30 protein-coding genes are annotated in these 25,207 nt (G+C 64.7%); 13 read left to right on the forward strand and 17 right to left on the reverse strand.

The features are described from left to right. Positions 1-11: 11 nt before the first annotated feature. Positions 12-728: an HAD family hydrolase gene (locus tag LI72_RS08885; RefSeq protein WP_269429431.1), complete on the reverse strand. Its 717-nt coding sequence runs from the start codon at positions 726-728 to the stop codon at positions 12-14. Positions 729-883: 155 nt separating this feature from the next. Between LI72_RS08885 and LI72_RS08890 the strand changes: the two genes are divergently transcribed. The 5 genes from LI72_RS08890 (at position 884) to ribH (ending at position 4,982) form a co-directional block, all read left to right on the forward strand. Then, positions 884-1,996 (forward strand): ABC transporter permease, encoded by a 1,113-nt coding sequence (locus LI72_RS08890; RefSeq protein ID WP_033925565.1) that lies wholly within the window; start codon positions 884-886, stop codon positions 1,994-1,996. Beyond that, positions 1,993-2,841, forward strand: coding sequence for an ABC transporter ATP-binding protein (locus LI72_RS08895; RefSeq protein ID WP_033925566.1), 849 nt, complete (start codon positions 1,993-1,995; stop codon positions 2,839-2,841). The genes LI72_RS08890 and LI72_RS08895 overlap by 4 nt, the downstream gene beginning before the upstream one ends. A 79-nt stretch (positions 2,842-2,920) precedes the next feature. Then, a complete protein-coding gene (locus LI72_RS08900) occupies positions 2,921-3,868 on the forward strand; it encodes an MlaD family protein (protein WP_033925567.1) in 948 nt (315 codons plus the stop codon). A 40-nt stretch (positions 3,869-3,908) separates the two neighbouring features. Then, entirely contained in the window at positions 3,909-4,502 is a 594-nt protein-coding gene (locus LI72_RS08905) for an ABC-type transport auxiliary lipoprotein family protein (RefSeq protein ID WP_033925568.1), read from the forward strand. 57 nt (positions 4,503-4,559) lie between these two features. After that, a complete protein-coding gene (gene ribH, locus LI72_RS08910; RefSeq protein ID WP_033925569.1) occupies positions 4,560-4,982 on the forward strand; it encodes a 6,7-dimethyl-8-ribityllumazine synthase in 423 nt (140 codons plus the stop codon). 21 nt (positions 4,983-5,003) lie between these two features. Here ribH and LI72_RS08915 read toward each other — a convergent pair whose 3' ends face one another. The 13 genes from LI72_RS08915 to flgB all read right to left on the reverse strand — a co-directional run bounded on the left by LI72_RS08915 (position 5,004) and on the right by flgB (position 15,339). Beyond that, positions 5,004-6,017: a flagellar motor protein MotB gene (locus tag LI72_RS08915; protein ID WP_033925570.1), complete on the reverse strand. Its 1,014-nt coding sequence runs from the start codon at positions 6,015-6,017 to the stop codon at positions 5,004-5,006. 3 nt (positions 6,018-6,020) lie between these two features. Beyond that, positions 6,021-6,884 (reverse strand): flagellar motor stator protein MotA, encoded by an 864-nt coding sequence (gene motA / locus LI72_RS08920; RefSeq protein WP_033925571.1) that lies wholly within the window; start codon positions 6,882-6,884, stop codon positions 6,021-6,023. Between the two features lie 139 nt (positions 6,885-7,023). Next, positions 7,024-7,875 carry a flagellin gene (locus tag LI72_RS08925; protein ID WP_033925572.1) on the reverse strand — a complete coding sequence of 284 codons (852 nt, stop codon included), beginning with the start codon at positions 7,873-7,875 and terminating at the stop codon, positions 7,024-7,026. A gap of 16 nt (positions 7,876-7,891) precedes the next feature. Further along, positions 7,892-9,223: a flagellar hook-associated protein FlgK gene (gene flgK / locus LI72_RS08930; RefSeq protein WP_033925573.1), complete on the reverse strand. Its 1,332-nt coding sequence runs from the start codon at positions 9,221-9,223 to the stop codon at positions 7,892-7,894. After that, positions 9,220-9,582 (reverse strand): rod-binding protein, encoded by a 363-nt coding sequence (locus tag LI72_RS08935; protein WP_081984919.1) that lies wholly within the window; start codon positions 9,580-9,582, stop codon positions 9,220-9,222. The genes flgK and LI72_RS08935 overlap by 4 nt, the downstream gene beginning before the upstream one ends. Before the next feature lie 5 nt (positions 9,583-9,587). Beyond that, complete coding sequence (locus LI72_RS08940) at positions 9,588-10,721, reverse strand: flagellar basal body P-ring protein FlgI (RefSeq protein WP_033925574.1); 1,134 nt, start codon at positions 10,719-10,721, stop codon at positions 9,588-9,590. A gap of 11 nt (positions 10,722-10,732) precedes the next feature. Further along, positions 10,733-11,446, reverse strand: coding sequence for a flagellar basal body L-ring protein FlgH (locus LI72_RS08945; protein ID WP_052129805.1), 714 nt, complete (start codon positions 11,444-11,446; stop codon positions 10,733-10,735). Between the two features lie 15 nt (positions 11,447-11,461). Next, on the reverse strand, positions 11,462-12,253 hold the full coding sequence (gene flgG / locus LI72_RS08950) for a flagellar basal-body rod protein FlgG (protein WP_033925575.1): 792 nt from the start codon (positions 12,251-12,253) through the stop codon (positions 11,462-11,464). A gap of 24 nt (positions 12,254-12,277) precedes the next feature. Next, positions 12,278-13,018: a flagellar basal body rod protein FlgF gene (locus LI72_RS08955; protein WP_033925576.1), complete on the reverse strand. Its 741-nt coding sequence runs from the start codon at positions 13,016-13,018 to the stop codon at positions 12,278-12,280. Positions 13,019-13,067: 49 nt separating this feature from the next. After that, positions 13,068-13,898, reverse strand: coding sequence for a flagellar hook-basal body complex protein (locus LI72_RS08960; protein WP_033925577.1), 831 nt, complete (start codon positions 13,896-13,898; stop codon positions 13,068-13,070). Positions 13,899-13,951: 53 nt separating this feature from the next. Next, on the reverse strand, positions 13,952-14,608 hold the full coding sequence (locus LI72_RS08965) for a flagellar hook assembly protein FlgD (RefSeq protein WP_033925578.1): 657 nt from the start codon (positions 14,606-14,608) through the stop codon (positions 13,952-13,954). After that, positions 14,605-15,009 (reverse strand): flagellar basal body rod protein FlgC, encoded by a 405-nt coding sequence (gene flgC / locus LI72_RS08970; protein WP_033925579.1) that lies wholly within the window; start codon positions 15,007-15,009, stop codon positions 14,605-14,607. The genes LI72_RS08965 and flgC overlap by 4 nt, the downstream gene beginning before the upstream one ends. A 3-nt stretch (positions 15,010-15,012) precedes the next feature. Then, entirely contained in the window at positions 15,013-15,339 is a 327-nt protein-coding gene (gene flgB, locus LI72_RS08975; protein WP_231562416.1) for a flagellar basal body rod protein FlgB, read from the reverse strand. A 268-nt stretch (positions 15,340-15,607) separates the two neighbouring features. Between flgB and LI72_RS08980 the strand changes: the two genes are divergently transcribed. The 8 genes from LI72_RS08980 (at position 15,608) to LI72_RS09015 (ending at position 21,983) form a co-directional block, all read left to right on the forward strand. Next, positions 15,608-16,315 carry a MotA/TolQ/ExbB proton channel family protein gene (locus LI72_RS08980; RefSeq protein ID WP_052129677.1) on the forward strand — a complete coding sequence of 236 codons (708 nt, stop codon included), beginning with the start codon at positions 15,608-15,610 and terminating at the stop codon, positions 16,313-16,315. Next, positions 16,312-16,797: a hypothetical protein gene (locus LI72_RS19030; protein WP_052129678.1), complete on the forward strand. Its 486-nt coding sequence runs from the start codon at positions 16,312-16,314 to the stop codon at positions 16,795-16,797. The genes LI72_RS08980 and LI72_RS19030 overlap by 4 nt, the downstream gene beginning before the upstream one ends. Positions 16,798-16,853: 56 nt before the next feature. Next, a complete protein-coding gene (locus tag LI72_RS08990) occupies positions 16,854-17,402 on the forward strand; it encodes a flagellar protein (protein WP_231562417.1) in 549 nt (182 codons plus the stop codon). Between the two features lie 115 nt (positions 17,403-17,517). Beyond that, positions 17,518-17,808, forward strand: a complete 291-nt coding sequence (flgM, locus tag LI72_RS08995) for a flagellar biosynthesis anti-sigma factor FlgM (RefSeq protein WP_033925581.1) — start codon at positions 17,518-17,520, stop codon at positions 17,806-17,808. Further along, on the forward strand, positions 17,808-18,116 hold the full coding sequence (locus LI72_RS09000; RefSeq protein WP_033925582.1) for a hypothetical protein: 309 nt from the start codon (positions 17,808-17,810) through the stop codon (positions 18,114-18,116). The genes flgM and LI72_RS09000 overlap by 1 nt, the downstream gene beginning before the upstream one ends. 185 nt (positions 18,117-18,301) lie before the next feature. Beyond that, positions 18,302-19,096 carry a flagellar protein FlgJ gene (locus tag LI72_RS09005; RefSeq protein ID WP_033925583.1) on the forward strand — a complete coding sequence of 265 codons (795 nt, stop codon included), beginning with the start codon at positions 18,302-18,304 and terminating at the stop codon, positions 19,094-19,096. Between the two features lie 5 nt (positions 19,097-19,101). Continuing rightward, positions 19,102-21,213: a flagellar biosynthesis protein FlhA gene (gene flhA / locus LI72_RS09010; RefSeq protein ID WP_052129679.1), complete on the forward strand. Its 2,112-nt coding sequence runs from the start codon at positions 19,102-19,104 to the stop codon at positions 21,211-21,213. A 44-nt stretch (positions 21,214-21,257) separates the two neighbouring features. Continuing rightward, positions 21,258-21,983, forward strand: coding sequence for a sigma-70 family RNA polymerase sigma factor (locus tag LI72_RS09015; protein ID WP_033925584.1), 726 nt, complete (start codon positions 21,258-21,260; stop codon positions 21,981-21,983). 194 nt (positions 21,984-22,177) lie between these two features. Here LI72_RS09015 and LI72_RS09020 read toward each other — a convergent pair whose 3' ends face one another. The 3 genes from LI72_RS09020 to LI72_RS09030 all read right to left on the reverse strand — a co-directional run bounded on the left by LI72_RS09020 (position 22,178) and on the right by LI72_RS09030 (position 25,106). Further along, positions 22,178-22,990 carry a flagellin N-terminal helical domain-containing protein gene (locus tag LI72_RS09020; protein WP_033925585.1) on the reverse strand — a complete coding sequence of 271 codons (813 nt, stop codon included), beginning with the start codon at positions 22,988-22,990 and terminating at the stop codon, positions 22,178-22,180. Positions 22,991-23,307: 317 nt separating this feature from the next. Further along, positions 23,308-24,120 carry a flagellin N-terminal helical domain-containing protein gene (locus LI72_RS09025; RefSeq protein ID WP_033925586.1) on the reverse strand — a complete coding sequence of 271 codons (813 nt, stop codon included), beginning with the start codon at positions 24,118-24,120 and terminating at the stop codon, positions 23,308-23,310. A 161-nt stretch (positions 24,121-24,281) separates the two neighbouring features. After that, on the reverse strand, positions 24,282-25,106 hold the full coding sequence (locus LI72_RS09030; RefSeq protein WP_033925587.1) for a flagellin N-terminal helical domain-containing protein: 825 nt from the start codon (positions 25,104-25,106) through the stop codon (positions 24,282-24,284). Between the last annotated feature and the right edge of the window lie 101 nt (positions 25,107-25,207).

Here is a 25,207-nt window from a genome sequence, read left to right on the forward strand (position 1 = left end):
TTGGGGCGACGCTAGCGCGAGAGCCGGGGCGGCGCTAGCCCGTCCGGTGCCGCAGTTCCTGCTGGCCAGTCGAGTTCGGGCCAGCCCTGCGCGCGCGCGACCAGCCGCATCGGCATGTGCGCGTTGGTGACAAAGGCCTCGTCGGCCAGCTCGAGCATGGGGACGTCCGACACATGGTCCGAATAGCAACGGATGTGGCAGGTTGCACGATCGAGATGGTGTTCCGCCATCCAGTCGGCGATCATCTCGGCCTTGTGCGGGCCATAGCAATTGTGCCCGGCAATCCTTGCTTGCACCATGCCGCGCGAGACGTGCAGGTCGGTGGCGATGACATCGTCGATCCCCAGCCGCCGCGCGATGGCCTCGACATAGAGCCGGTAGGAGGCGGTGGCGATGACGATGCGATAGCCTTCCGCCCGGTCGGCGGCGATCTTGGCCAGCGCCCCGGGGCGGATGTTGCCGGCCATGACATGGTCGGCATGCGCCGCCATCGGCTCGGCCAGCCGCGCGACGCGCAAGCTGCCCAGCAGCAGGCGCTGGTTGATCTGCTTCAATTCATCGCGGCTGACCAGGCGCAGGAGATAGGCGACCGATGCCAGCGCCGACAGTGGCAGCAACAGCAGCCGCCAGGGCTTGTTGCGCAGTGCCATCCAAAGCAGGAAGCGCGCATAGGTCGGATGGACGGTAATCGTCCGATCCATGTCATAAAAGGCCAGTTTCTCCCCCACGACCGGGAGCAATAAACTCAAATCGGCCGGACACAAGCGTGGCCATGGCAGGACCGTGTAACTTGTTGCCCCGGCACCACCAATGGACGGCTGCGACGGATGGTGCGCCAATGTGCTTGTGATCCCACCATTTATCGCACAAAGATGGCGGCGATATGGGTGCCCCGGCCGACTTTGCGATCGAAGAGCGCGGTGAGACCGGCGCGGTGCTGCGCTTTACCGGCAATCTGGACATCACCACGATCGCGTCGCTCGACAAGCGTCTGCAGCAGATCGACCAGCCTGTCGGGCTGATCGACATGGCCGATGCCGGGCATATCGACACGGTCGGCGCATGGATCGTCTATCGGCTGGCGCGCGATCAGCGCTGCGAGATCGTCAACCTGAGCGAATCGGGCAGCCGGCTGGTCGAAGCGGTCGGCAAATCGGATATGGGCGATCTTGCCGTGCCCGAGCGTCCCAATGTCGTGAACCGCGTGCTGGCCAGTGTCGGCGAGGCCACGATGATGGCGCTCGGCTCGATGGTGGGCATGCTGAGCTTCTTCGGCGCGCTGGTGCGCGCGATCTTTGCGCTGATGCTCCACCCCAGCCGGATCCGCTGGGCGGCCACCGTGCGCCATTTCGAGCTGGTGGGCGTGTCGGCGCTGGGCATCGTCGGGCTGATGAGCTTTCTCATCGGCATCGTCATTGCACAGCAGGGCGCGGTTCAGCTCCGCCAGTTCGGTGCCGAGGTGTTCACGGTCAATCTGGTCGGGCGGCTGACGATCCGCGAGCTGGGCGTGCTGATGACCGCGATCATGGTCGCAGGCCGTTCGGGCAGCGCCTTTGCCGCGCAGATCGGCACGATGAAGCTGACAGAGGAAGTCGATGCGATGCGCACCATCGGCGTGTCTCCCGTGGAGGCCCTGGTGCTGCCACGCGTGACGGCGGCGGTGCTGATGATGCCGCTGCTGGGTTTTTATTCGATGATGGTGGCGATGGCCGGCGGCGCGTTCCTGTGCTGGATCGTGCTGGAAATTCCGGTCGCGACCTTCATCGTGCGTATCCAGGAAGTGGTGCCGATCACCGACTTTTATGTCGGCATGATCAAGGCGCCGGTGTTCGGGCTGATCATCGCGCTGGCCGGCTGCTATCAGGGCATGCAGGTCCGCGGCAATGCCGAGGAAGTCGGCGCCCGGACCACCGCGGCGGTCGTGCAGGCGATCTTCATGGTCATCGTGCTCGATGCCTTTTTCGCGGTATTCTTCACGGAGATCGGCTGGGGATGAGTGCCGCGCGCGAAAAGGACTGCGATGTCGCCATCCGCATCACCGGGCTGACCAACAGCTTTGGCGACCAGATCGTGCACGAAGATCTGTCGCTTGATGTGCGCCATGGCGAGATTCTGGGCGTGGTCGGCGGATCGGGCACGGGCAAGTCGGTGCTGATGCGCTCGATCATCGGGCTGCAGACCCCCGATGCGGGCAAGATCGAGGTGCTGGGCGAATCGATCCTGGAAGGCGAGGAAGAGGATGTCTCGATCCGCAGCCGCTGGGGCGTGCTGTTTCAGGGCGGAGCCTTGTTCTCGACGCTGACCGTGGCCGAAAACGTGATGGTGCCGCTCGCAGAATTCTATCCCGGGATCGATACCCGCCTGCGCCGCGAGATCGCGCTGTACAAGATTGCGCTGTCCGGCCTGCCCGAGGACGCGGCCGACAAATACCCTTCCGAGCTTTCGGGCGGCATGAAGAAGCGCGCTGGCCTTGCCCGCGCGCTGGCGCTGGACCCGGACGTCCTGTTCCTCGACGAGCCCACCGCCGGGCTCGACCCGATCGGCGCATCACGCTTCGACGAGCTGACGCGCGAATTGCAGCGGACGCTGGGGCTGACCGTGTTCCTGATCACCCACGACCTCGATACCCTGCACGAGATCTGCGACCGGGTCGCGGTGCTGGCGGATCGCAAGGTGATCGCGGTCGGCACGATCCCCGAGCTGCTGGCGCTCGACCACCCGTGGATCCAGGAATATTTCAACGGCCCGCGCGGCCGTGCCGCAGCCGTCAGCCATGCCGACGAGGAACGGCGCAAGAACCGTCACCCGGTGCAGACCAAGAGCCGGGGATTCATGCGATGAGGCCAGATCACACTCTGGGGAACGACCGTGCCGCTTTGGCGGTAGACAGCATCAGAACATCAGGGGCATAACCAAAGCCATGGAAACACGCGCCAATCATGTCTGGGTGGGGGCCGTCACCCTGGTGCTCCTGGCGGGCATCGCCGCTTTCGTCATCTGGCTGGCCGGCCTGGGCGAGACCGATCGCCACAAATACGACATCTTCTTCAAGACATCGGTCGATGGCATCGCCAAGGGCTCGGTCGTCGCCTTCTCGGGCGTGCCCTCGGGTCAGGTGACCGAAATCGCGCTCTGGGCGAAAGATCCGCAGTTCGTTCGGGTGCGGATCGAAGTCGATGCGCACGTGCCGATCGTCGAAGGCACCACCGCCACCATCCAGGGCGTGGGCTTTACCGGCGTGTCGCAGATTCAGCTCGATGGGGCCAAGCAGGGTGCACCGGCGATCACCGAACCGGGTCCCGAAGGCGTGCCTGTCATCCCTACCAAGCCGGGCGCGCTGGGCGAACTGCTCAACAACGCGCCGCTGCTGCTCGAGCGGCTGGCGACGCTGACAGAACGCTTCACCCAGGTGCTGTCCGACGAGAACCAGAAGTCGATTTCGGTGCTGCTCAAGAATTCGGGACGTCTGACGGGTGAACTGTCCGATACCGCGCCGCAGCTGCGCGCCGCGCTCGCTGAACTGCGCGTGACGCTGACCAAGGCGGGCGTGGCAGCAGAGCAGCTGGGCATGACGGCGCAATCGACCAAGGATGTGCTCGATTCCGAAGGGCGTCCGCTGGCAAAGCAGCTGGCGCGCACGCTGTCGGAAACCGACAAGGCGCTCGCCAAGCTGACCGAGACGATGGAGGAGGCCAAGCCCGGCCTGCGCCAGTTCTCGACCACCACCCTGCCCGAAACCGAGGCGCTGGTGCGCGACCTGCGCGTGACCGCCAAGGCGCTGTCGGCGATCACCGAAAAGATCGATCAGGAAGGCGCAGGCGGTCTGCTCAGCGCTCCGCCGCTGCCTGATTACAAGCCCAAGAAGTGAGCGGGCCATGTCCGTGCCGCCCAACAGGAAAGCCAGCCCGATGACCGTCAAACCTAGTCCCTTGCTGGCTGCCGTAGCGGTGAGCCTGATGCTGTCGGCCTGCGTGAGCTTTGGTGCCAAGGCACCGCCGCAGCTTCTCACGCTGACCTCGGATGCTTCGCCCGGCGCAGGATCAATGGCCTCCGCATCGGTGACGGATGCGATCGTGGTCGATGTGCCGACGGTCGAGCGCACGCTCGATCAGGTGCGGGTCCCGGTGCAGGTCAGCGACAGCGCGATCGCCTATGTCGAGGATGCCATCTGGGCGGACAAGCCGGCGCGGCTGTTCCGCACCGTGCTCGCCGAAACGCTGGCGGCCAAGAGCGGGCGGCTGGTGCTTGACCAGGTCGAAACCGGCTCCGAACGCAGCACGATGCTGTCGGGCCAGCTGCAGCGCTTCGGCTATGACGAGAGCGCTGGCGCGGTCGTCGTCCGCTTCGATGCGGTTGTGCGCAAGCCGGGCAGCGGCCTGCGCAAGCAGCGCTTCGAGGCGAGCGAGCCGGTCGGCACCGTCGATGCCGTGACCGTCGGCGCCGCGCTCAACCGTGCGGCCAACACGGTCGCAGGTCAGGTTGCCGCCTGGGCGGTGAACTGACTTCGCCTGCCTTCCCAGTACCGATTTTTCTCACCTGATTGCATAGGGGCAAGACACATGGCGCATTTCCTCATCGTGGAGGCTCGCTTCTACGACCATCTGAACGATCTGCTGATCGAAGGCGCCAAGGCCGCGATCAAGCAGGCGGGGCACAGCTGCGAGGTTCTGACCGTTCCCGGCGCGCTCGAAATTCCCGCCGCCATCGCGATGGCATCGGATACCCAGCGCTTTGATGGCTATGTCGCCATCGGCGTGATCATCCGCGGCGAGACCTATCATTTCGAGGTCGTCTCGAACGAGAGCGCGCGCGCGATCATGGCGCTGACGCTCGATGGCATGCCGATCGGCAATGGCATCCTCACCGTCGAGAACGAGGCGCAGGCGCTGACCCGCGCGAAAAGGCATGAAAAGGACAAGGGCGGCGACGCCGCGCGCGCCGCCATTGCCATGCTCGAGATTTCCGAACGTCTCGCGAGCTGATCCCCGCGTCCGGGGCGCGGTTCAGCCCTTGGGCAGCGGCGGCGGGACCGGACGGGACGGCACCGGGCGCGATGGCACCGGATCACCCAGACCACCCCCGGCCTGCCGCGAGGGCGATACCGCCGGAGCGTCCTTGGCTGCGCCGACAAAGCCCAGGGTGATCGAGATGCGGCGGTTGGCCGGATCGTTGCGATCGCGCGGGTTGTACGGTTCCTTGTCGGCGACACCTTCGATCCGATAGACCTGGCTGGCGTTCATTCCTCCCACGACCAGCGCCTTGCGGGTCGCCTCGGCGCGGGCGGTCGACAGCATCCAGTTGTTCATCGTCTTGCCAGAGGCATAGGGCAGCGCATCCGTGTGTCCGCGGATGATGACCGGGTTGGGCATGCCGTTGACCACCTGTGCCACCTCGCTCAGCAGTTCGGCGGCGCGCGGCACGAGCATGTCGGTCGACAGCGCGAACATGCTGAAGTCCGCCTTGTCCACCAGATCGATGCGCAGCCCTTCGCGGGTGTCGGTGAAGCGGACGTTCTCCATCAGCTTTTCCAGACCTTCGCTCGATCCCAGCCGCTTCTCGATTTCCTTCTTCAGTTCCTCGAACTGGGCCCTCTGCTGTTCTTTCGAACGCTGCGCCTCTTCTGCGGAGCTGAACGAACTGCTGCCCTTGTCATCGGCGGTGCCGGTCGCGTCCTGCGGGATGGTGATGGTGCGGGTGCCCGTCTGCCCGGCGCGGTTGGGATAGTCATCCCGCCCGACGATCGAGTCTCCGCCGAACAGGCCGTTGGAGCCGGCGCTGCCCGATTTCAGCTCGACGATTGTCGGCGCGAAATAGTCGGCAATCGCCTTGCGATCCTTCTCCTCGGTCGCGCCCAGCAGCCACATCAGCAGGAAGAACGCCATCATTGCCGTCACGAAGTCAGCATAGGCCACCTTCCAGGCGCCGCCATGATGGCCGCCATGGCCTTCCTCGATGATCTTCTTGACGATGATCGGCCGGACATTCTCGACCGGATCGGCTTTGCGCTTGGCGGCCATGGCTTAGCGGCCCCGCATGCCGTCGAACACGTCGGCGAAGGTCGGCTGGTTGGCATGGCCCAGGCTCGAGCGCGCGGCTTCGATCACCAGCGGCTGCGGGTGGCCGTGGAGCGACGCGATGATGATCTGCTTGGCGACGTGATAGATTGCGCCGTCGGCATCGATCACCTGCTTGCAGCGGTTGGCCAGCGGACCGACAAGGCCATAGGCCAGGAAAATCCCGAGGAACGTTCCGACGAGCGCCGAACCGATCATTTCACCCAGGATGGCCGGCGGCTTGTCGATCGAGCCCATGGTCTTGACGATCCCGAGAACGGCCGCGACGATCCCGAGCGCGGGCAGGGCGTCTGCCAGGCTCTGCAGGCCATCGGCGGGCGCAATCGCTTCATGGTGATGCGTCTTGATCGCCTGATCGACGACATCTTCCACCGCGTGCGGATCGAGCTGGCCGGACGAGACCACCACCAGGCGCAACGAGTCGCAGATCAGATGGATCAGCGTCGAATCCTTGAGCAGCGTGGGATATTCGGAAAAGACCGTCGAGCTGTTGGGATCCTCGATATGCGGTTCCAGCGCCACCGGACCTTCGGTGCGCAGCATCTTCATCAGCTTGGACACCAGGAAGATGCAGTCGAGGAAATCCTGCTTCTTGTACTTGGATCCCTTGATCGCCGTCTTGACGCCGCCGCCGATGGCCTTGAGGTGCGGCCCGGAGTTGCCGATCAGCATCGAGCCTGCGGCCGCGCCGCCGATGATCATCATTTCGAGCGGAAGGGCGTGAAGGATCACCCCCATGCTGCCCCCGGCGATGATAAAGCCGCCGAACACCATGCCAATCAGAACGACGAAGCCAATAACTGCGAACATGGCGGTTCCCTTGATCGTGACGGATGCCCACCGGACGGTGGTGCAACGGTGGGCCGAAAACCGGCCCGTTCAGATCGTAGAACGGCTTTTGCCCGGCGTGGTTAAGGGCAAAACAGGGTTAACAGCGTGGCTTTATTGGTTAACGCAGGAAGTCGATCAGCGACTGCTGCGAGATCTTGGCATAGACCGCCTGGGTCGCCTGCAGATTGGTCAGCAGCGTCTGCAGCCGGGTCAGCGCCTCGGCAACATCGGCATCGACAAGCTGCGACTTGCGCTCCGCCAATGACAGCTTGCTCTGCGTCAGCTCTTCGCGCGCCGACGTGATCGACCCCTTCACCACGCCCTGCCGGGTGAGCAGCTGGGTCATGCGGTCGATCGCGCCGTCGAGCGCGGTGAGCTGCGCGGCGCGATCGGCGCCGTTGCCGGTGCGGATCGAGGCGGCCGTGTCGGCCATGATATCGCCAAGGCTGGCGGTGACGCCGCCGCCGATGTCGATATTGTCCTGCACCTCCGCAAGATTGGGGGCGGCATCGACATAACGCGCATCGCCAATCGGCATGCGGATGCGCGGTCCGGTTCCGAAAAGCTGGCCGCCGAAATTGTCGCGCTGACTCAAGGCATCGACGAAATCGCTGGCGATCCCGTCGACTTCGATCGCCAGCACGGCGGGGTCGGTCGGGCTGATGGTGCCGCTATTGGCCTGCAGCAGCAGTTCTCGCGTGCGGATCAGACCGTTGACGATGTTGTCGAGGCTGGCCTCTGCCTGGCTGGCGCGGGTATCGGCGCGGCTCAGGTTGTTGACCCAGGCCTCCTCGTCCGACTGAAAGCGCGAGATGTTGGCGGCTTCCAGCCATGCCTTCGGGTCGTCGGAAGGCGTTGCCACGCGGCTGCGGCCGCTAACCAGCGCCTGCTGCTCGGCAATGAGCTTGCTCAGCTTGACCTGCTGGTTGACGTCCGAGGGGGCGCGATAGCGGTTAACCGATTGGACCATGTCTATTCATCCGATCCTAGAATACGCCCAAAATGGCTTGCATCGTCTCGCGCGCGACCTGGATCACCCGCGCCGATGCCTCATAGGCCTGCTGCAGCCGGATCAGATCCGCCGCCTCGCGGTCGAGATCGACCCCGGAGATCGCATCGCGCCGGCGGCGTGCGCCTTCATCCAGCGCGGTGGCGGCATCGGCTTCGCTGCGGACGGCCGACACGTTGGTGGCAAAGCCGGACATCAGGTTGTTCCAGCGTGTCTCGACGCCATCTGTCGTGCGCAGGCTGGGCATCGTCAGCAGATTGCCGTTGGGCGTGCCGTCAGCACCCGCGACGGCCAGAGCCGCCACATCCGTAGTCGTCAGGGCCAGCGTGGAGACGTTGCCGGTCATCGTCAGCAGCGGCGCGCCTGCGGCCCCCGTGAGCGTGCGGCCGTTGGCCTGCCAGCCGTTGATGTCATCGACAAACTGCTGCGCGAGGGCGGTCAGGTCATCGAGGCGACCTTGTGCGGTGGCACCAGCGCGGCTCAATCCGGCCAGCGATCCTTCGCTGGGCACGGCAACAGCAGTGCCATCCACCGCCAGCGCCAGGCTGCCATCGGCATTGGCCGATGCCGTGACGGTGGCAAAGAAGTTTACCGCCGCCAGTGTCTCGCCGCCATAAGTGATCGTGGCGGTTCCGTTCGGGGCGAGGCTGATGTTGGCGTTGAGCTTTTCGGTGATCGTCTCGAGCATCGCATCGCGAGAATCGAGCAGGCCGGCATGGGCATCGGTTCCCACCTTGGTCCGCGTGATATCGAGGTTGATCTTGTTGAGGTTCTCGAGCGCAGCATTGAGCGTGCTGACTTCCAGCTCCGCGCCCTGCGTGACCTGCTGGGCGGTGAGACCGACATTGCCGGCGGTCCGGCGAAATGCATCGACCACGGCCTCCAGATCGCTGATCAACGACAGCTTCAGCGAGCTGTCGAAGGGTGCTGCCGCAACCTCTTCGGCCCGCCCGAAGAACGAGTTGAGCCGCGTGCCGACATTCGATCCGGCGTTGTCGAGATTGGTTTCCAGCCGCTCCAGCCAGACCAGCTGGGTTTCGGTGCGCAACCGCGCCGCGCCGGTCTGGCGAACCTGCGCCTCGATGAACTCGTCGGACGAACGCACCGTCTGGCTGACGCGCGAGCCGTTGAGTCCTTGCTGCGAAAGATAGGACGGGTTGAGCGCGCTTACCACCGTGGCATCGGTCAGCTCGACGCTGCGCCGGACGTAATCGGGGTTTTCGGCATTGGCGATGTTGTGCGACACCGCAGCCATGGACCGGGCATAGGCCTTGAGGCCCGACCGTCCGATGCTGAGCAGATCGGTCATGGCTTATCGACTCCGAACTGCTTGAGCACCATTTCGGCAATGCCGAAGCTGTGCTTGTCGGCCATGTCGTCGGCGACGCGCGCGTCCATCATGTCACGGAATTGATCGGATGCGCTCGACCCCAGCAAAGTGTCGCCGGTGGTCGCGCTGCGCATCGCACCGATCATCTGGCGCAGGAAGATCGCCTCGAACGATTCTGCTGCCTTACGCAGTTCCGCCTTCTTGGCCGCATCCGCAGCTTCGCCGGTGGCGGCGCTCGCGTCGCTGGCCTGCACGGCCGCAGCGGCCGCCCTGGCCTTGAGCTCCAGCGGCGGCGCAGCGCTGGCGCGCGCCAGCGGGAACGCGGCAGAGGCGGGCATGACGGTCACAGGATCACCAGCTCCGCCTTCAGCGCGCCAGCCTGCTTCAAGGCCTCGAGGATCGCGGCCAGATCGCTCGGCGACGCTCCGATGGCGTTCACTGTCTCAACAATCTCGGACAAGTTGGCACCTCGCTTGATCTCGAACGCCGGGTTGGTTTCTTCCTCGATCGCGACCTGGCTGCGCTGTTCGACGGCGGTCTGGCCCTGGCTGAACGGCGCAGGCTGGACGACGGTCGGCGCTTCCTGAACCTTTACGGTCAGCTTGCCATGGCTCACTGCCGCAGGGCCGATCCGCACCGCACCATTGATGACGACCGTACCGGTGCGCGCGTTAACAATTACTTTAGCCGGGGCCTCTGCAGGGGTGACCGGAATGTTCTCTATTCGGGACATCATCATCACCCGCTCCTGCGCGGTGACAGGGGCGGCGATGCGGACGGACACCGCATCGTTGGCGACCGCGAGCGCATAGCCGAACTGGCTGTTGATCGCGTCGGCCACCCGCATTGCGGTGGTGAGATCCGCATCGGCCAGGTTGAACAGCAGATAGGGGGTCTGGTCAAAGCCCGTGTCGACCGCGCGTTCGACGGTCGCACCGCCTGCGATCCGGCCGACCGAGGGAATGTTGACCACGGTGCTCGATCCGTCGGCACCGCTGACGCCCAGACCGCCGACCGCCAGGTTGCCCTGTGCCATCGCATAGATCTGGCCATCGGCGCCCAGCAGCGGCATCATGATCAGCGTGCCGCCGCGCAGCGACTTGGCGCGACCCAGCGCCGACACGGTGATGTCGAGCCGCTGGCCGGGCTTGGCCATCGGCGGCAGCTCTGCGGTCACCAGCACGGCGGCGGCATTCTTGGTGGCAGGGTTGATCCCCGGCGGCAGCGACAGGCCGAAGCGGTTGGTGACCCCGCGCATGCCAAGCGTGGCATATTCCAGGCTGTCATCGCCGGTGCCGGCAAGGCCGACGACGATGCCATAGCCGGTCAGCTGGTTGCCGCGCAGACCCTGGAACGCGCCCAGATCCTTGATCCGTTCGGCCGAGGCAGGCTGCATCGCAGCGATCAGCACCAGCGCCAGCGCAGCAATCGCACGGAGCAGGGCAGGCAGGGGCTTGGTGATGCCGAACAGGGTCATGTCAGGGGCCTTCAAAACGGACTGAGGATGTCGAAGAAGCGCTGCAGCCAGCCCTTCTGGCTGGCGCGGGCGATTTCGCCGGTGCCGCCATAGATGATCTGCGCATTGGCGACGCGCGAGGAGGGGATGACGTTGTCCGGACCGATATCGACCGCGCGGACGATGCCGCTGAACCGGATATGCTCTGCACCACGGTTGAGACTGATCAGCTTTTCGCCGCGGACCAGCATCGTCCCGTTGGGATAGACCTGCGCGATGGTGACGGTGACCTGGCCCTGCAGCGAGTTGGACTGCTGCGCGGTGCCGGTGCCCTGGAAAGTGGTGTTGCCGCCCATGCCGATATCGGTGGGGTTGAACAGGCTGAGCGGACCGGTTGCAGGCGGGGTCAGGCCGATGCTGCCGTTGCGATCGGTGTTGGCGCCGTTCGACTTGGCCGCCTGGGTGCGCTCGACCAGCGAGATGGTCAGCACATCGCCCACCATCCCGGCGCGCGCGCCGTTGGTCAGCGCCGAATAGCCGTTGCTGGCCTGAAAGATCGAGCCATTGGGGACAGCCGGTGGTGCCATCGGCACCGACAGGGTCGGCGCGAAGTCGGGATCGGGCTGGATCGGCTGCTTCTTCTTCTTGGCATAGGCAGGGGTGCCGGCGCACAGCGCGAGCACCAGCACGGCCACCAGTCCACCCCGGAGGGGGGCGGATGACCGGGCGGTGGTGGGAGCGGGCATCTGGGTCATCTAGCCTTAGCCGATCTGCTGGTTGGCGAACTGGAGCATTTCGTCGGTCGACTGGATCATCTTCGAGTTCACCTCATAGGCGCGCTGCGTTTCGATCATGTCGACCAGCTCCTCGACGATGTTGACGTTCGATCCTTCGAGCGCGCCCTGGCGCAGCGTACCGCGACCCTCGAGGCCCGCTGCGCCGATCACCGGCGCGCCGCTGGCGGCGGTTTCTGCCAGCAGATTGTTGCCCAGCGACTTGAGGCCGGCGGGATTGACGAAACTGGCGATCTCGATCTGGCCCAGCTCGCTCGCTTCGGCCTGCCCGGCCAAGGTGGCGGACACGGTGCCGTCGGCGCCGATGGTGATTCCGGTCACGCCTTCGGGAACCTGGATATTGGGGATCAGCGGCAGCCCTTCGGCGGTGACGATCTGGCCTTCGGCGGTCAGGTTGAAATTGCCCGCCCGGGTATAGGCATTGGTGCCGTCGGGCAGCTGGACCTGGAAATAGCCCTTGCCGTCGATCATCATGTCGAGCGCATTTTCGGTCATCTGCGCCGTGCCCTGGGTGTCGATGCGGCTGGTGCTGCCGATCCTCACGCCGGTGCCGACCGACAGGCCGGTGGCAAACTGGTTCTGGGCATCGGCGCGCGCGCCGGCGGCGATCTGCTGCTGATAGGCCAGCGTTTCGAAATTGGCGCGGTCGCGCTTGAATCCGGTGGTGTTGACGTTCGCCAGGTTGTTGGCGATCACCCGCATCTTGGTGTTCTGCGCGTCCAACCCGGTACGGGCGACCTGAAGGGCTCCGTTGCTCATCTTATTCTACTCCGTTCCGGTTCATTAGGGCATCCGCATGATGCTGGCGCCGCTGTCGTCCATTTCCTGGGCCGAGGTCAGCATCTTGACCTGGGTTTCCCACGCCCGGCTGGCCTCGATCATGTCGACCAGCGCTTCTGTCATGTTGACGTTCGATCCCTCCAGCGCGCCGGTGGTGACCGTGGCGTCGGGGTCTTCGGGAAGCGCACCATCGCCGGGGACGCGGAACAGGTTGTCCTTGCCCTTGCGAATTTCGCTGCCCTGCGGGCTGACCAGCTTCAGCTGACCGACCTCGACCGGCTGCGCGGGATCGCCGCCCACCGGCACGATCGAGATCGCGCCGTTGGCAGCGATCGTGATCTTGTCGGCGGCAGGGAGCGTGATCGGACCGCCCTGGCCCAGCACGGGATGTCCGTCGCCGGTGGTGAGCAGACCGCTTTCGTTGACCATCAGGTCACCGCGCCGGGTATAGGCCTCCGCTCCATCGGGGGCCTGCACGCCCAGCAGGGCATCGCCGTTGAGTGCGATGTCGAGCGGCCCGCCGGTGTTTTCCACCGTGCCGCCCTTCATGTCTGCGCCGACCACTGCCTCGCTGGTGGAAACCCGGCTGTCGAGCCCGGCACCATGGACGTACAGCGCGCGAGCGTTGACGATCTCTGCACGAAAGCCGGTGGTGTCGGCATTCGCCATGTTGTTGGCGATGGCCGTCTGCCGGTTCATGATGCCCTGCATGGCCTTCAGGTTGATGTGGATCATCTTGTCCATGTCAGGGCACCATTGTCTTTCGTGTCAGTCTTGAACGATCAGCCGATCATCAGACCTGCAGGTTGACGATCGTCTGGGTCAGCGTGTTGGCGGTTTCGAGCGCCTGGGCATTGGCCTGGAAGTTGCGCTGGGCGGCGATGAGCGACACCAGCTCTTCGGTCAGGTCGATGTTGGCGGCTTCCAGCGTGCCCGAGCGCATCGTGCCCAGCGGGCCGTTGCCAGCCTGGTTGACCAGCGGAACCCCCGAAACGCCGGTGGCCTGCCAGTGCGCATCGCCGATCGGGCGAAGGCCTTCGACGGCGGCGAAGCTGGCCATGGCGATCGCGCCCAGGCGAGTCGAGCTGCCGTTGGAGAAGGTGGCGGTCACCACGCCTTCGTCACCGATGGTGATGTTCGCCAGAACGGCGTTCGGATCGGCGGGATCGGACTGCGGCAGCACGAAATCGAACATGTCGGCCGGGGTGGTGCCGGTGACCTGGCCGGTCGCATCGACGGGAAGCATCTGCACCTTGTTGCCGATGTTGTCGACGACTTCGCGGTTGACGTTGACCGAGAAGGCACCGTTACGCGTGTAGCTCTGCACCTGGCGCGGGGCCGGGCCCTCCACCACGAAGAAGCCGTCGCCGGCGATCGCAAGATCGAGCGTGCGATCGGTCGAGTTGAGCGACCCTTGCGTGAACTGCTGGACGATGCCGGTAAGGCGGACGCCCTGACCGGCGACCGAGCGCGTGCTCTGCGTCGGGGCCGAAGCGAACAGGTCGCCAAAGGTCGCCTTGCTCTTCTTGAAGCCGGTCGAATTGCCGTTGGCGATGTTGTTGGAAACGACCGAAAGATCGGTCTGCGCCGCCTTGAGGCCGCTGAGCGAGGTGATGAAGGACATGTGGGCTACTCCTCAGTGAAACTAGGTCGTGTGGGGGGCTGGGATCTGGCAGATCAGGCGATGCGCCTGGCGCTGCCGACGGAAATCGAACCGGCGGGGGTGACCAGATTGGCATCCGCGCCGACACTGCTGGATTCGACCGCCGTCACCGGCAGCCAGGTGGAAAGGGTGGAGGCCGAAGCACCCGCGATGCGGACCTTGAGCGGGCCGATGTCCGCCGGATTGCCGGCTTCGTCCTCGCTGACCAGTTCGAAGGGGACCTTGCCCGCCTCGAGCTTGCCGAGGTTCTGGGTGTGGACGACGTTGCCCGCGGTATCGAGCCATTCGAGCGAAACGTTGCTGGCCGGCGCGTTCAGCGTGAATTCGCCGCCATAGCGGCCGTTGGCATCGGCATAGGCGGTATCGCCATCCTGCAGCACAGAACGGCCGATGAAGCTGGCGGCTTCCGACAGGCGCGAGGTGCTGAACGAGCTGGTGATGGCTTTCAGCGAAGCGTTCATTTCCGAAATGCCGGCGACCTGGCTGAACTGCGCCATCTGCGCGACCATCGCCTGGTTATCGACCGGATCGAACGGATCCTGGAACTTGAGCTGCGTGGTCATCAGCTTCAGGAACGCGGTCTGATCGAGCGAGTCCTGCGTGTTCTTGCCGGCAACCGCCTGGGTCTGCTTCTGCAGGGTCGATGCGTAATCACCCGTAATCGTCGTCATTTGCCCATCCTCACGGTATCGAGGATCAGCGACTTGGCGGTCTGCATCACCTGCACGTTGTTCTGGTACTGCCGGGCCGTCTCCAGCATATCGATCAGCTCTGCGGTCTCGTCGACACCGGCATCCCAGACATTGCCGTCGGCATCGGCCAGCGGATTGGTGGGGTCATGCCGCTTGGTCGGCTTGATGTCGGACTGGATCACCTTGTCGACGGACACGGTGGCAACGCCGGGGCTTTCCTGAATGGTCTTGAACACCGGCTTGATCGCACGATAGGCCTCGGCCTCGCTCGAATAGGTCGTGCGGGCGTTGGCCAGGTTCGATGCGGTGGTGTTCAGCCGCGACAGCTGCGCCGACATCGCACGGCCCGAGATGTCGAAGATGTTCATGGGACCGGGCATGGCTTATTCTCCCTTGATGGCGCGGGTCAGCGTCGCGACGCGGCCCTCAAGGAACGACAATGTGGTCGAATAGCCGATGGCGTTTTCGGCAAACAGCGTCTGCTCGGTCGAGAGCTCGACGGTGTTGCCATCCATCGACGGCTGCAGCGGAACGCGATAGCCGGCGTTGTCGCCCAGCGCGCCTTCCAGGCTGTCGCCACCCTGCACGCGCTGCATGGCCTTGTCGAAATCCAGGTCGCGCGCCTTGTATCCGGGCGTCGCGGCATTGGCGATGTTCGATGCCAGCATCGACAGCCGCTGCGATCGCAGCTGCAGCGCCGTGCCGTGCATTCCGAAAATCCTGTCTGCCCCCATGGGACCATTCCTCTTAACGTTTGGCTGCACCTGCCGTCTTAAGCGATGGACAGAATGCGTCGCCCAGATGGAAAGCAAAGGCTGTGCCATTTCGCGAAATTGCCGGATTTCCGGGCGTTTCGGGGGTTCAGGTACCGGGATGCTGGGGCCAAGCCCCGGGCGGGGCGGCAAAGTTCTGCCGGTGGGGCGGCAACTTCTTGCCGCCTGCGCGCGGCGGCAATCGATGGGTTTACAGGGATACGCAATGACGATTGCCGCTTTCATCGATCCGCTGCCACTGGCCTTTGTCTTTGGCAGCAGCTTTGCCGTCGCCTGGGTGCAGAACGGCACGACCGCGGCCCTCGGCGGCCTGGCGGCGCTGCGCCGCGAGCTGTGGCTGAAGGTTCAGGACCAGGCGGATGAGGCGCATCGCGCCGTGCTGCGCATCGAACATGTCGTCGAAAGCCGGGGCATCAGCTGCGCCGACCGGGTCAAGACCGGCGGGCCGTTCGTCGCCGCTGCGGCCGATGCGATGGCCAACCAGCGCTCGCTCGACGGATTTCAGGCCGCGATGATCCGCCTTGCCAGCCAGCGCCGCGCACGGCTGACTGCGATGGTCCGCTTCTGGGAAAATGTTGCCGATTGCGCGCCTGCGATGGGCATGCTGGGCACCGTGATCGGGCTGATCATGCTGTTCGGCAATGTCAGCGATGCCGCCTCGATCGGCCGGGCGATGGCGGTCGCCCTGCTGACCACCTTATATGGGCTGGTGCTCGCCAACCTGATCGCGGGGCCGATTGCGCAGCGCCTGGCACGCATTGCCGGCGAGCAGATCGGCTGGGAAGAAGATGCGGCGCGGCGCCTGTTCGACATCGGTCGGCGCGAATATGCCGATGTCGCCGCCGCAGCAGCGGGCCATCAGGCTTCGCCCGACGACGCCCGTTCCGTCCGCCAGCCGGTGCACCCGGTATGACGCCCGCCCAGCGGACCACCGTATCCTTTCTCGACCTTGCGCTGATCATGACCGGGGTGATGGCGATGATCGCCAGCGTCGGCGATCGTCATGCCGCAGTCGCAGAAGCCTTTTCCGACAGTTTCGGTACAGACACCGCCGCGCAGCCACGAATCGTGGCGCTGCCGCTTGCAGATCTGTTCGAACCGCAGGAAGCGCGGATGACGGCAAAGGGGGTGCAGGCGATTGCCGCTCTGGGCGGCAAGAACCGGCAGGCCGAATTCGCGATTGCCGTTCCGGTGGTCACCCAGGAGGCCGCATCGCGGCTGGATCGGTGGGAGCTCGCCGCCGCGCGCACCGCCGCCATCATGCGGGTTCTGGCCGATGCAGGCGTCGCCGATGGCGCGATGGTTCCCGATCTGGCGCGGCCGGGGCAGGGGGGCAGCGCCTCTGGCGCGCGGACGGTGCGGCTGACCATCCGCGACCGGCCAAGGGCAAGATAGTCCAAATCTGGCACGGACTTTGCTGTGACTGGGGCACAGTCATCAAAGGACCGCACATGCCCGCTCGCACAACCGCCTTGGCCATCAGCCTGATGATGCCGCTGTTCGTCCTGCCCACGCCCGCTCTGGGGCAGGCGACGCAGGATCTGGGCGAAATCGACGTGCTGGTGGCGGCCACCATGGGCGCAGAGATCGGAGAGCCGGGCGGCGCCCGCGCCCCGGTCGATCGCCGGCTGAAGCTGAAGGCCTGCCCGGTCGCGCTCGAAGTCACGGGGCCGGACCTGGGGGCTGCAGCCGTGCGCTGCCCGTCGCTCGGCTGGCGCATCCGTGTCCCGCTCGATCTGGCCGCCGAACGCGCCCAGGCGGCAGCGGCGCGCGCACCGCAAGCCCGCAGCGGATCCGGCCAGCAGGGCCAGGAAGGCATCAAGCGCGGCGAGCCCATTCTGCTGACCGTCGACCGGCCGATGTTCTCGCTGTCGCGGGTGATGATCGCCGACAAGGACGGCCGCGTCGGAGAGGTAATCTCGGTGCGCGACGAGCCCAAGGGCAAGCCGATTTTCGTGCGGATCGTCGAACCGGGCCGCGCCACGATACTCAGTAACTAAGCCGTTTACCAATGCGGGCAAAACCGCGTTAACCTTTCATCAAAAAATCGCCTTAAGCAACCGGTGCGAAGGCCGTTAAAGGACGTAAGTCATGCTAGAACGAGGTTTCAACACCATGTCCCGTATTAACGCATATGGCAGCCCGGCACTGGGAGCGACCCGCAAGGGTGGCAGCACCGAAAAGGCCGTGGGAGCATCGGCAGCCGCCGCTCCCACCGACAATTCGGTCCGCAACGCGCCTGTCAGCACCACCAGCTTCCTGCAGACGGCCTCTGCCTCCGCCCCCATCGACGAGGGCCGTGTCGCCGCGATCCGCGAGGCGCTGGCCAATGGCAGCTATGTCATCGATGCGGAAAAGCTCGCCGCCAAGATGCTGGAACTCGACCTCGGCGTCGTGGCCAACTGATGCAGGGCGAACTGCTTGAGCGCTTTGCCGATACGCAAAGCGCGCTCATCGCCGCGCTCGACGCCGGAGACACCGAAGCGATGATCGCGTACACGCGCGATCTGGGCGGTATCACCGACGCGCTGCGCACCCAGGGCGTGCTGCGGGCCGATGCCAGCACCCGCAGTCAGCTTGAATCGCTGATGAAGTTCAACACCGCCGCGGCCCAGCGGCTGCGGTTCCTGCGTGATCATGTCGAGCGCCGCGTTGCTGCGATCCAGGGCGAACAGGCTGCCAATACCTACGCGAACGCCATACCGCGCCGCTAAACCCTTCTCGTGAGCATGACCTGACCCTTCGCCCGTCCGCGGGCGGGGGGTTTTTCGCGTTCTGGGCCTTGGCCGATGCTTGCCCCGTCTTCGCCCCACCCGCAGCCGGCAAGAGAACGGAATTGAGCCGATCAAACTGGCACAGACCTTGCTGTGACGACCTCCAGTAACTCTGGAGACGCGTTTTGTCCTCGTATCTTGGCAGTGTCGGCAACAGTGGAGATCGCGTCACCAGCGCGATTGCCGCATCTGCGCGCCGCACGGGGGTGGATTTCAACTATCTGCTCGGCCAGGCGCGGATCGAAAGCGGGCTCAACCCGCAGGCCAAGGCCGCGACCTCGTCAGCCACGGGCCTGTATCAGTTCATCGACCAGAGCTGGCTCGGCGTTGTCGAGAAGCACGGCGCCAAGCACGGCCTGAACTGGGCCGCCAACGCCATCGAGCGCGATGGCCGCGGCCGCTACCGGGTGGCCGATCCTGACACGCGCCAGTCGATCCTCGCGCTGCGCAAGAACCCCGAAATCGCGGCGCTGATGGCGGGTGAATTCGCCTCCGACAACCGCGATTATCTGGAATCGAACCTTGGTCGCCAGGCTGCGCCGGTCGATCTGTATCTCGCCCATTTCCTCGGCCCCGAAGGCGCGCGCCAGTTCCTGGCGGCGCACGATGCCAACCCCGATGCCGCCGCCGCGCCGATGTTCGGCCGCGCCGCCGGGGCCAACCGGTCGATCTTCTACGATCGCTCGGGCAGCCCGCGCAGCTTTGCCGAAATCCGCGGCCGCTTTGCCGACAAGCTCGGCGGGGCGGCAGCGGCAGGTGGCAGCCGCTTGCCGCGCGAAGGCAATGATCTGCCGCAGGTCCAGCCTGCCGATTACGTCCGGCTCGCCAGCGCGCGCGCCACCCGACCTGACGCCGCCTCTCTGGGCGGAAACGATAATGCGCGGCTGGCTTACATGCTGCTCGCGTCGATGGGAGCCTGAATTTCATGACCACTGCCCCCTCCAAGCTTGGTGGAATCATGGCATTGTCACGCGGCGCGATCCTGCCGCTGACCACCTTGCTGCTGGTCGTGTTCCTGATCCTGCCAGTGCCGGCGCTGGTGCTGGACATCGGATTCATCTTCAACATCATGATCAGCCTTGCGGTGCTGATGGTGGCCTTGAACGTTACCAAGCCGCTCGACTTTTCCAGCTTCCCCACCGTGCTGCTGTTCGCCACGCTGCTGCGCCTCGGCCTCAACGTCGCATCGACGCGCGTGGTGCTGGTCAACGGCCATGAAGGCGGCGCTGCGGCCGGGCATGTCATCGAGGCGTTCGGCAGCCTGCTAATCGGCGGCGACTATATTGTCGGCATCTTCGTGTTCGCAATTCTGATGATCATCAACATGGTGGTGATCACCAAGGGCGCGGGCCGCGTGTCCGAAGTGTCGGCGCGTTTCACCCTGGATGCGATGCCCGGCAAGCAGATGGCGATCGATGCCGATCTCAACGCCGGCCTGATGACGCCCGAAGAGGCCAAGGCCCGCCGTGTGGAAGTCGCGACCGAGGCCGACTTCTACGGTTCGATGGATGGTGCGTCCAAGTTCGTGAAGGGCGATGCGGTCGCCGGTGTCCTCATTCTGGTGGTCAACATCGTTGGCGGCATCATCCTGGGCATGGCCAGCCACGGCCTCAGCATCAGCGAAGCGGCATCCAACTACACGATGCTGGCCATTGGTGACGCGCTGGTGGCGCAGGTTCCTGCGCTGCTGCTGTCGATTGCCGCCGCATCGATCGTGACCCGCGTCAATTCGCCGCTCGACCTGCCCGGCCAGATTTCCGGCCAGTTCGCCATCGCCAAGGCATGGGTGCCGGTCGCGGCGATCCTGGGCATCATGGGCCTGCTGCCCGGCATGCCGCACCTGATCATCCTGCCTGCAGCCGCCATTGCCGGGTTCATCGCCTGGAAGCTGTCTCGGCCCAAGGCTCCGGTGGCCGAAGCCCTGGCGCCCATGGCGCCCGAAAACCCCAATGCCATCGATTGGCAGGACGTGTCCGATGGCGCGATGCTGGGGATCGATGTCGGCTATGGCCTGGTGCCGCTGGTCGACGAGCGCCGCGACGCCCCGCTGATGCGCCGCGTCACCGGCATCCGCAAGCAGATCTCCAAGGAACTCGGCTTCGTCATCCCGCTGGTGCGGATCAAGGACGACATGAGCCTGGCGGCCAATGCCTATCGCATCACCATCGGCGGCACGATCGTCGCCGAAGACGAGATCTGGCCCGATGATCTGCTCGCGCTCGACAGCGGCGATATCGATACCCCGATTGCCGGCCGCGCGTGCAAGGACCCCACCTTCGGCATGGATGCCGTGTGGATTTCCGCCGACAAGCGCGCCGAGGCGATCGTCCAGGGCTATACGGTGGTGGATGCCTCCACGGTCATGGCGACCCATCTCAACCAGATGGTCCGCCTCAACGCCGCGCAGCTGTTCGGCATGGACGAAACCAAGAAGCTTCTCGAGACGCTCAAGGAAAGCTCGCCGCAGCTGGTCGACGGCCTCACGCCACAACCGCTGTCGCTGTTCACCATCTCTGCCGTATGCCGCGAGCTGCTGCGCGAAGGCGTTCCGCTCAAGGATTTCCGCCGCATCTGTTCGGCGATGGTCGAGGCTGCCGCCGAAGGCACCACGGTCGCGCAGATCGTCGAAGGCGTGCGCCAGCGGATCGGCTCGATCATCATCCAGTCGCTGGTACCGGTGAACCTGCCGCTGCCGGTGGTGACGCTGGATGCGGAGCTCGAAACCCTGCTCGCCCAGTCACTGCGCGTCGCCGGCGATGCCGCCTTCCCGATCGAACCGGGGCTGGCGCAACGCATCCTCGGCGCGATCGAACAGGCGGCCCGTCCGCTGATGCTCGAACAGCGCAACTACGCCCTGGTCACCTCGCCGCTTGCCCGCAAGCCGCTCGCCGATCTTCTGCGCCCGCGTTTCCCCGACACGCCGGTGCTCTCGTTCCGCGAGCTGCCCGACGACAAGCCGGTCGAGGTGGTCGCCACGGTCGGCGGCCAGACCGGATACCGCACGCCCCAGGCCGAACATTCCTTCTCGCGCGGCTGATGACAAGCCGCAGCCCGACATTCCCATGAAGCTGGACAGATAACATGCAGCATCTACCCATCGAAACGATCACTTATGGACGCAAGCCGGCGGCGGTGCCGCCCGGCAAGCTGATCGAGGCGCATCTGCCGCTGGTCCGAAAACTGGCCTGGCATGTGCGCGGCATGGCGCCGGGCGTGATCGAGATCGAGGATCTCATCCAGATCGGCATGGTCGCGCTGGTCGAGGCAGCGAACCATTACGAGGATCGCGGGCACGGCTTTGCCACCTACGCCAGCATGCGCATCCGCGGCGCGCTGATCGACCATCTGCGATCGAACAGCAACATGTGCCGTTCGGCCATGGATTTCCGCAAGAAACTGCGCAAGGCGCAGGAGCAGCTGATCGGCAAGCTGGGTCGCAACCCGACTGAATCCGAGCTCGCGGTCGCCATGGGCATGGACGGGGCGGATTTCCGCATGCGCTATGATGCTGCGCAGGATGTGCGCTTTGAATCGATGGACGAGGTCTATTCCGAACATTCGATGTGGTTTGCCGACAGCGAGGATTCGGCCGAGACGCGGATGGAGGCGGACAACCTCAAGCAATTGCTCAACGCCAGCATCGGCACGCTGAAGGAACGCGAACAGCTGATCCTGCAGCTGCACTATATCGAGGAAATGAACCTCGACGAGATCGGCCTGGTGCTGGGCATCACCGCCGCGCGTGTCTGCCAGATCAAGAAATCCGCGCTCGAAACGCTGCGAAAGCGGCTGGCGAGCTCGCGCTAGGCCTTGGCCCATCCTCCCCGGGACATGCTCGGGGAGGATTTTTTGTATGTGGCCCTCCAGACAACGAAAAACCCCCTTCCCGTTGGACGGGGAAGAGGGTTGATCGAATATCTAAAGGCTCGGGCCAATGAGTTGTCGTTTATTGGCCGTTGCGGAGCCTCTACGGCTGAAGCGCGTTGAGGTTCCTGACCGAATTAACGGATCAGGCTCAAAACGCCCTGCTGGCTCTGGTTCGCCTGCGCCAGCATCGCGGTCGACGCCTGGGCCAGGATCTGTGCCTTGGCAAGGTTGGTCGATTCTTCCGAGAAGTTGGCGTCCTGAATACGCGAACGCGCTTCCGACAGGTTGGTCGCACGGTTGACCAGGCTGGAGACGGTCGCCTGCAGACGGTTCTGGCTTGCACCGAGATTTGCCTGTGCGGTGGTGATCGTGTCGAGCGCGGTGTCGAGTGCGGTCAGCGCGGTACCGGCACCAGCAGCGGTGCTGATGTCGACGGCGTCGATCGACAGACCGGTCGAAGTCACGTCGGCCAGATCGATGTCGACGGTATCGCCCGAGGCAATGCCGGTCTGAATGGTAACCGGGCCAGCGGTGTTGAGCAGGTCAACGCCGTTGAAGTTGGTCTTGCCGGCAACGTCATCCACCTGCGCGATCAGCGCGGTAACTTCCGCCTGCAGATTGTCGCGGTCGCTGTCAGCCAGCGTGCCCGAAGCCGACTGCACGGCCAGTTCACGCATACGCTGCATCATGTTGACGATTTCGTTCATGCCGCCTTCGGCCGTCTGCGTCAGCGAGATGCCGTCGTTGGCATTGCGGACGGCCTGGTTCAGACCGCGGACCTGCGAGGTCATGCGGGTGGCAATCGCGTTGCCAGCAGCGTCGTCCGCTGCCGAGTTGATGCGCTTGCCGGTCGAGAGACGATCGATCGACTTGGACAGCATGCCCTGCGCCGAGGTAGATGCGTTCGCGGCGCGAAGCGCTGCGACGTTGGTTCCGATAACACTCATCTGTTGTTCCTTTCACTTCTTCCGTCGGGGCGGCCCGGTCCAACCAGAGCTGCCTCACCAGCGTTAACGGTGGCCAAGAAGGCGGATTAAGCGAAAGATTGACGCTTTTTGGAAAATCCGTCGGTTTTTTGACGGTTAACGACGGCCTGCCGCCATCGACGCTGCGGGCCGCGCCGCAGGACCCTCACAGCAAAGGGGGGAGGGCGACTGTGCGTCGTCCTCCCCCCGGGAATCTTGAAAGCTGGGATCAGCCTGTCGGCGCGTCCTTCATCGGGAAGAACCCTTGCGGCCGTGGCCGCATCAGGCTGCCGGACCGATTAACGGATCAGGCTCAGCACGCCCTGCTGGCTCTGGTTCGCCTGAGCCAGCATCGCGGTCGACGCCTGGGCCAGGATCTGCGCCTTGGCAAGGTTGGTCGATTCTTCCGAGAAGTTGGCGTCCTGGATGCGCGAGCGGGCTTCCGACAGGTTGGTCGCACGGTTGACCAGGCTCGAAACGGTCGCCTGCAGACGGTTCTGGCTGGCACCCAGGGCGGCCTGTGCGGTGGTGATCGAGTCCAGCGCGGTGTCGAGTGCGGTCAGCGCGGTGCCGGCACCAGCTGCCGTGCTGATGTCGACGGCGTCGATCGACAGACCGGTCGAGGTCACGTCGGCCAGATCGATGTCGACGGTATCGCCCGAGGCAATGCCGGTCTGGATCACGACCGGGCCAGCGGTGTTGAGCAGGTCAACGCCGTTGAAGTTGGTCTTGTTGGCAACATCATCGACCTGCGCGAGCAGGGCGGTAACTTCAGCCTGCAGATTGTCGCGGTCGCTGTCAGCCAGCGTGCCCGAAGCCGACTGCACGGCCAGTTCACGCATACGCTGCATCATGTTGACGATTTCGTTCATGCCGCCTTCGGCCGTCTGCGTCAGCGAGATGCCGTCGTTGGCATTGCGGACGGCCTGGTTCAGACCGCGGACCTGCGAGGTCATGCGGGTGGCAATCGCGTTGCCGGCAGCATCGTCAGCTGCCGAGTTGATGCGCTTGCCGGTCGAGAGACGATCGATCGACTTGGACAGCATGCCCTGAGCCGAGGTCGAAGCATTCGCAGCCCGAAGAGCCGCCACGTTGGTTCCGATAACAGTCATCTGTTGTTCCTTTTCATTTCGAAATCGGGGCGGCTCGGTCCCACCAAAGCGGCCACAGATGAGTTAACGGTGGGGGGTGACGGGCCTTAAGTGAAAATCTCACCAGTTATTTGACGCCCGTCATTTTCCCGACGTTTCTGTTATCAGTTTAACCTCCCTTCTTAGCCACGGATCAGGGTCAGAACGCCCTGCTGGCTCTGGTTCGCCTGGGCGAGCATCGCGGTCGATGCCTGGCTCAGGATCTGTGCCTTGGCGAGGCTGGTCGATTCTTCGGAGAAATTGGCATCCTGAATACGCGAGCGGGCTTCCGACAGGTTGGTCGCACGGTTGATCAGGCTGGAGACGGTCGCCTGCAGACGGTTCTGGCTGGCGCCGAGGTTCGCCTGGGCAGTGGAAATGGTATTCAGTGCAGTGTCCAGCAGGCCAAGCGCGGTGCCGGCGCCAGCAACGGTGCTGATGTCGAGCGTATCGACCGCAAGGCCGGTGGTGGTGACATCTTCCAGCACGATGCTGACGACATCGCCTGCAGCAAGACCGGTCTGGATGTCGACCGGAGCGCCTGCAGCAGCAGCGTTGAGCAGCGGCACGCCGTTGAAGTTGGTCTTGTCGGCGACATCGTCGACTTGCAGGATGAGCGCTGCAACTTCCGCCTGTAGATTGTCGCGGTCGCCGTCGCTGAGCGTTCCCGAAGCCGACTGAACGGCCAGTTCCCGCAGACGCTGCAGCATGTTGGTGATCTCGTTCATGCCGCCTTCTGCGGTCTGGGCGAGCGAGATGCCGTCATTGGCATTGCGAACAGCCTGGTTGAGGCCGCGGATCTGCGAGGTCATGCGGGTCGAGATCGCGTTGCCGGCGGCGTCGTCTGCAGCCGAGTTGATCCGCTTGCCGGTCGACAGACGGTCGATCGACTTGGCCAGCATGCCCTGAGCGGCGGTGGATGCGTTTGCGGCGCGGATGGCCGAGACATTCGTTCCAATAACAGTCATCAGTCGTTCCTTTGCTTCGTTAATCTGGCGGCGCGCTGACTTTCCGGCGGCCTCGACATGGTTAACGGCGGGCTCGCCAACCCATTAAGACAAATTCACAC

The sequence above is a fragment of the Sphingomonas sp. 35-24ZXX genome (assembly GCF_000786215.1).
GTDB lineage: Bacteria > Pseudomonadota > Alphaproteobacteria > Sphingomonadales > Sphingomonadaceae > Blastomonas.

Bases quoted from the DNA above. Each gene is read 5' to 3' on its own strand.
- LI72_RS08890 (WP_033925565.1), top strand. From the start codon at position 884: ATGGGTGCCCCGGCCGACTTTGCGATCGAAGAGCGCGGTGAGACCGGC.
- LI72_RS08895 (WP_033925566.1), top strand. From the start codon at position 1,993: ATGAGTGCCGCGCGCGAAAAGGACTGCGATGTCGCCATCCGCATCACC.
- LI72_RS08900 (WP_033925567.1), top strand. From the start codon at position 2,921: ATGGAAACACGCGCCAATCATGTCTGGGTGGGGGCCGTCACCCTGGTG.
- LI72_RS08905 (WP_033925568.1), top strand. From the start codon at position 3,909: ATGACCGTCAAACCTAGTCCCTTGCTGGCTGCCGTAGCGGTGAGCCTG.
- ribH (WP_033925569.1), top strand. From the start codon at position 4,560: ATGGCGCATTTCCTCATCGTGGAGGCTCGCTTCTACGACCATCTGAAC.
- LI72_RS08915 (WP_033925570.1), bottom strand. From the start codon at position 6,017: ATGGCCGCCAAGCGCAAAGCCGATCCGGTCGAGAATGTCCGGCCGATC.
- motA (WP_033925571.1), bottom strand. From the start codon at position 6,884: ATGTTCGCAGTTATTGGCTTCGTCGTTCTGATTGGCATGGTGTTCGGC.
- LI72_RS08925 (WP_033925572.1), bottom strand. From the start codon at position 7,875: ATGGTCCAATCGGTTAACCGCTATCGCGCCCCCTCGGACGTCAACCAG.
- flgK (WP_033925573.1), bottom strand. From the start codon at position 9,223: ATGACCGATCTGCTCAGCATCGGACGGTCGGGCCTCAAGGCCTATGCC.
- LI72_RS08935 (WP_081984919.1), bottom strand. From the start codon at position 9,582: ATGCCCGCCTCTGCCGCGTTCCCGCTGGCGCGCGCCAGCGCTGCGCCG.
- LI72_RS08940 (WP_033925574.1), bottom strand. From the start codon at position 10,721: ATGACCCTGTTCGGCATCACCAAGCCCCTGCCTGCCCTGCTCCGTGCG.
- LI72_RS08945 (WP_052129805.1), bottom strand. From the start codon at position 11,446: ATGCCCGCTCCCACCACCGCCCGGTCATCCGCCCCCCTCCGGGGTGGA.
- flgG (WP_033925575.1), bottom strand. From the start codon at position 12,253: ATGAGCAACGGAGCCCTTCAGGTCGCCCGTACCGGGTTGGACGCGCAG.
- LI72_RS08955 (WP_033925576.1), bottom strand. From the start codon at position 13,018: ATGGACAAGATGATCCACATCAACCTGAAGGCCATGCAGGGCATCATG.
- LI72_RS08960 (WP_033925577.1), bottom strand. From the start codon at position 13,898: ATGTCCTTCATCACCTCGCTCAGCGGCCTCAAGGCGGCGCAGACCGAT.
- LI72_RS08965 (WP_033925578.1), bottom strand. From the start codon at position 14,608: ATGACGACGATTACGGGTGATTACGCATCGACCCTGCAGAAGCAGACC.
- flgC (WP_033925579.1), bottom strand. From the start codon at position 15,009: ATGCCCGGTCCCATGAACATCTTCGACATCTCGGGCCGTGCGATGTCG.
- flgB (WP_231562416.1), bottom strand. From the start codon at position 15,339: ATGCACGGCACGGCGCTGCAGCTGCGATCGCAGCGGCTGTCGATGCTG.
- LI72_RS08980 (WP_052129677.1), top strand. From the start codon at position 15,608: ATGACGATTGCCGCTTTCATCGATCCGCTGCCACTGGCCTTTGTCTTT.
- LI72_RS19030 (WP_052129678.1), top strand. From the start codon at position 16,312: ATGACGCCCGCCCAGCGGACCACCGTATCCTTTCTCGACCTTGCGCTG.
- LI72_RS08990 (WP_231562417.1), top strand. From the start codon at position 16,854: ATGCCCGCTCGCACAACCGCCTTGGCCATCAGCCTGATGATGCCGCTG.
- flgM (WP_033925581.1), top strand. From the start codon at position 17,518: ATGTCCCGTATTAACGCATATGGCAGCCCGGCACTGGGAGCGACCCGC.
- LI72_RS09000 (WP_033925582.1), top strand. From the start codon at position 17,808: ATGCAGGGCGAACTGCTTGAGCGCTTTGCCGATACGCAAAGCGCGCTC.
- flhA (WP_052129679.1), top strand. From the start codon at position 19,102: ATGACCACTGCCCCCTCCAAGCTTGGTGGAATCATGGCATTGTCACGC.
- LI72_RS09015 (WP_033925584.1), top strand. From the start codon at position 21,258: ATGCAGCATCTACCCATCGAAACGATCACTTATGGACGCAAGCCGGCG.
- LI72_RS09020 (WP_033925585.1), bottom strand. From the start codon at position 22,990: ATGAGTGTTATCGGAACCAACGTCGCAGCGCTTCGCGCCGCGAACGCA.
- LI72_RS09025 (WP_033925586.1), bottom strand. From the start codon at position 24,120: ATGACTGTTATCGGAACCAACGTGGCGGCTCTTCGGGCTGCGAATGCT.
- LI72_RS09030 (WP_033925587.1), bottom strand. From the start codon at position 25,106: ATGACTGTTATTGGAACGAATGTCTCGGCCATCCGCGCCGCAAACGCA.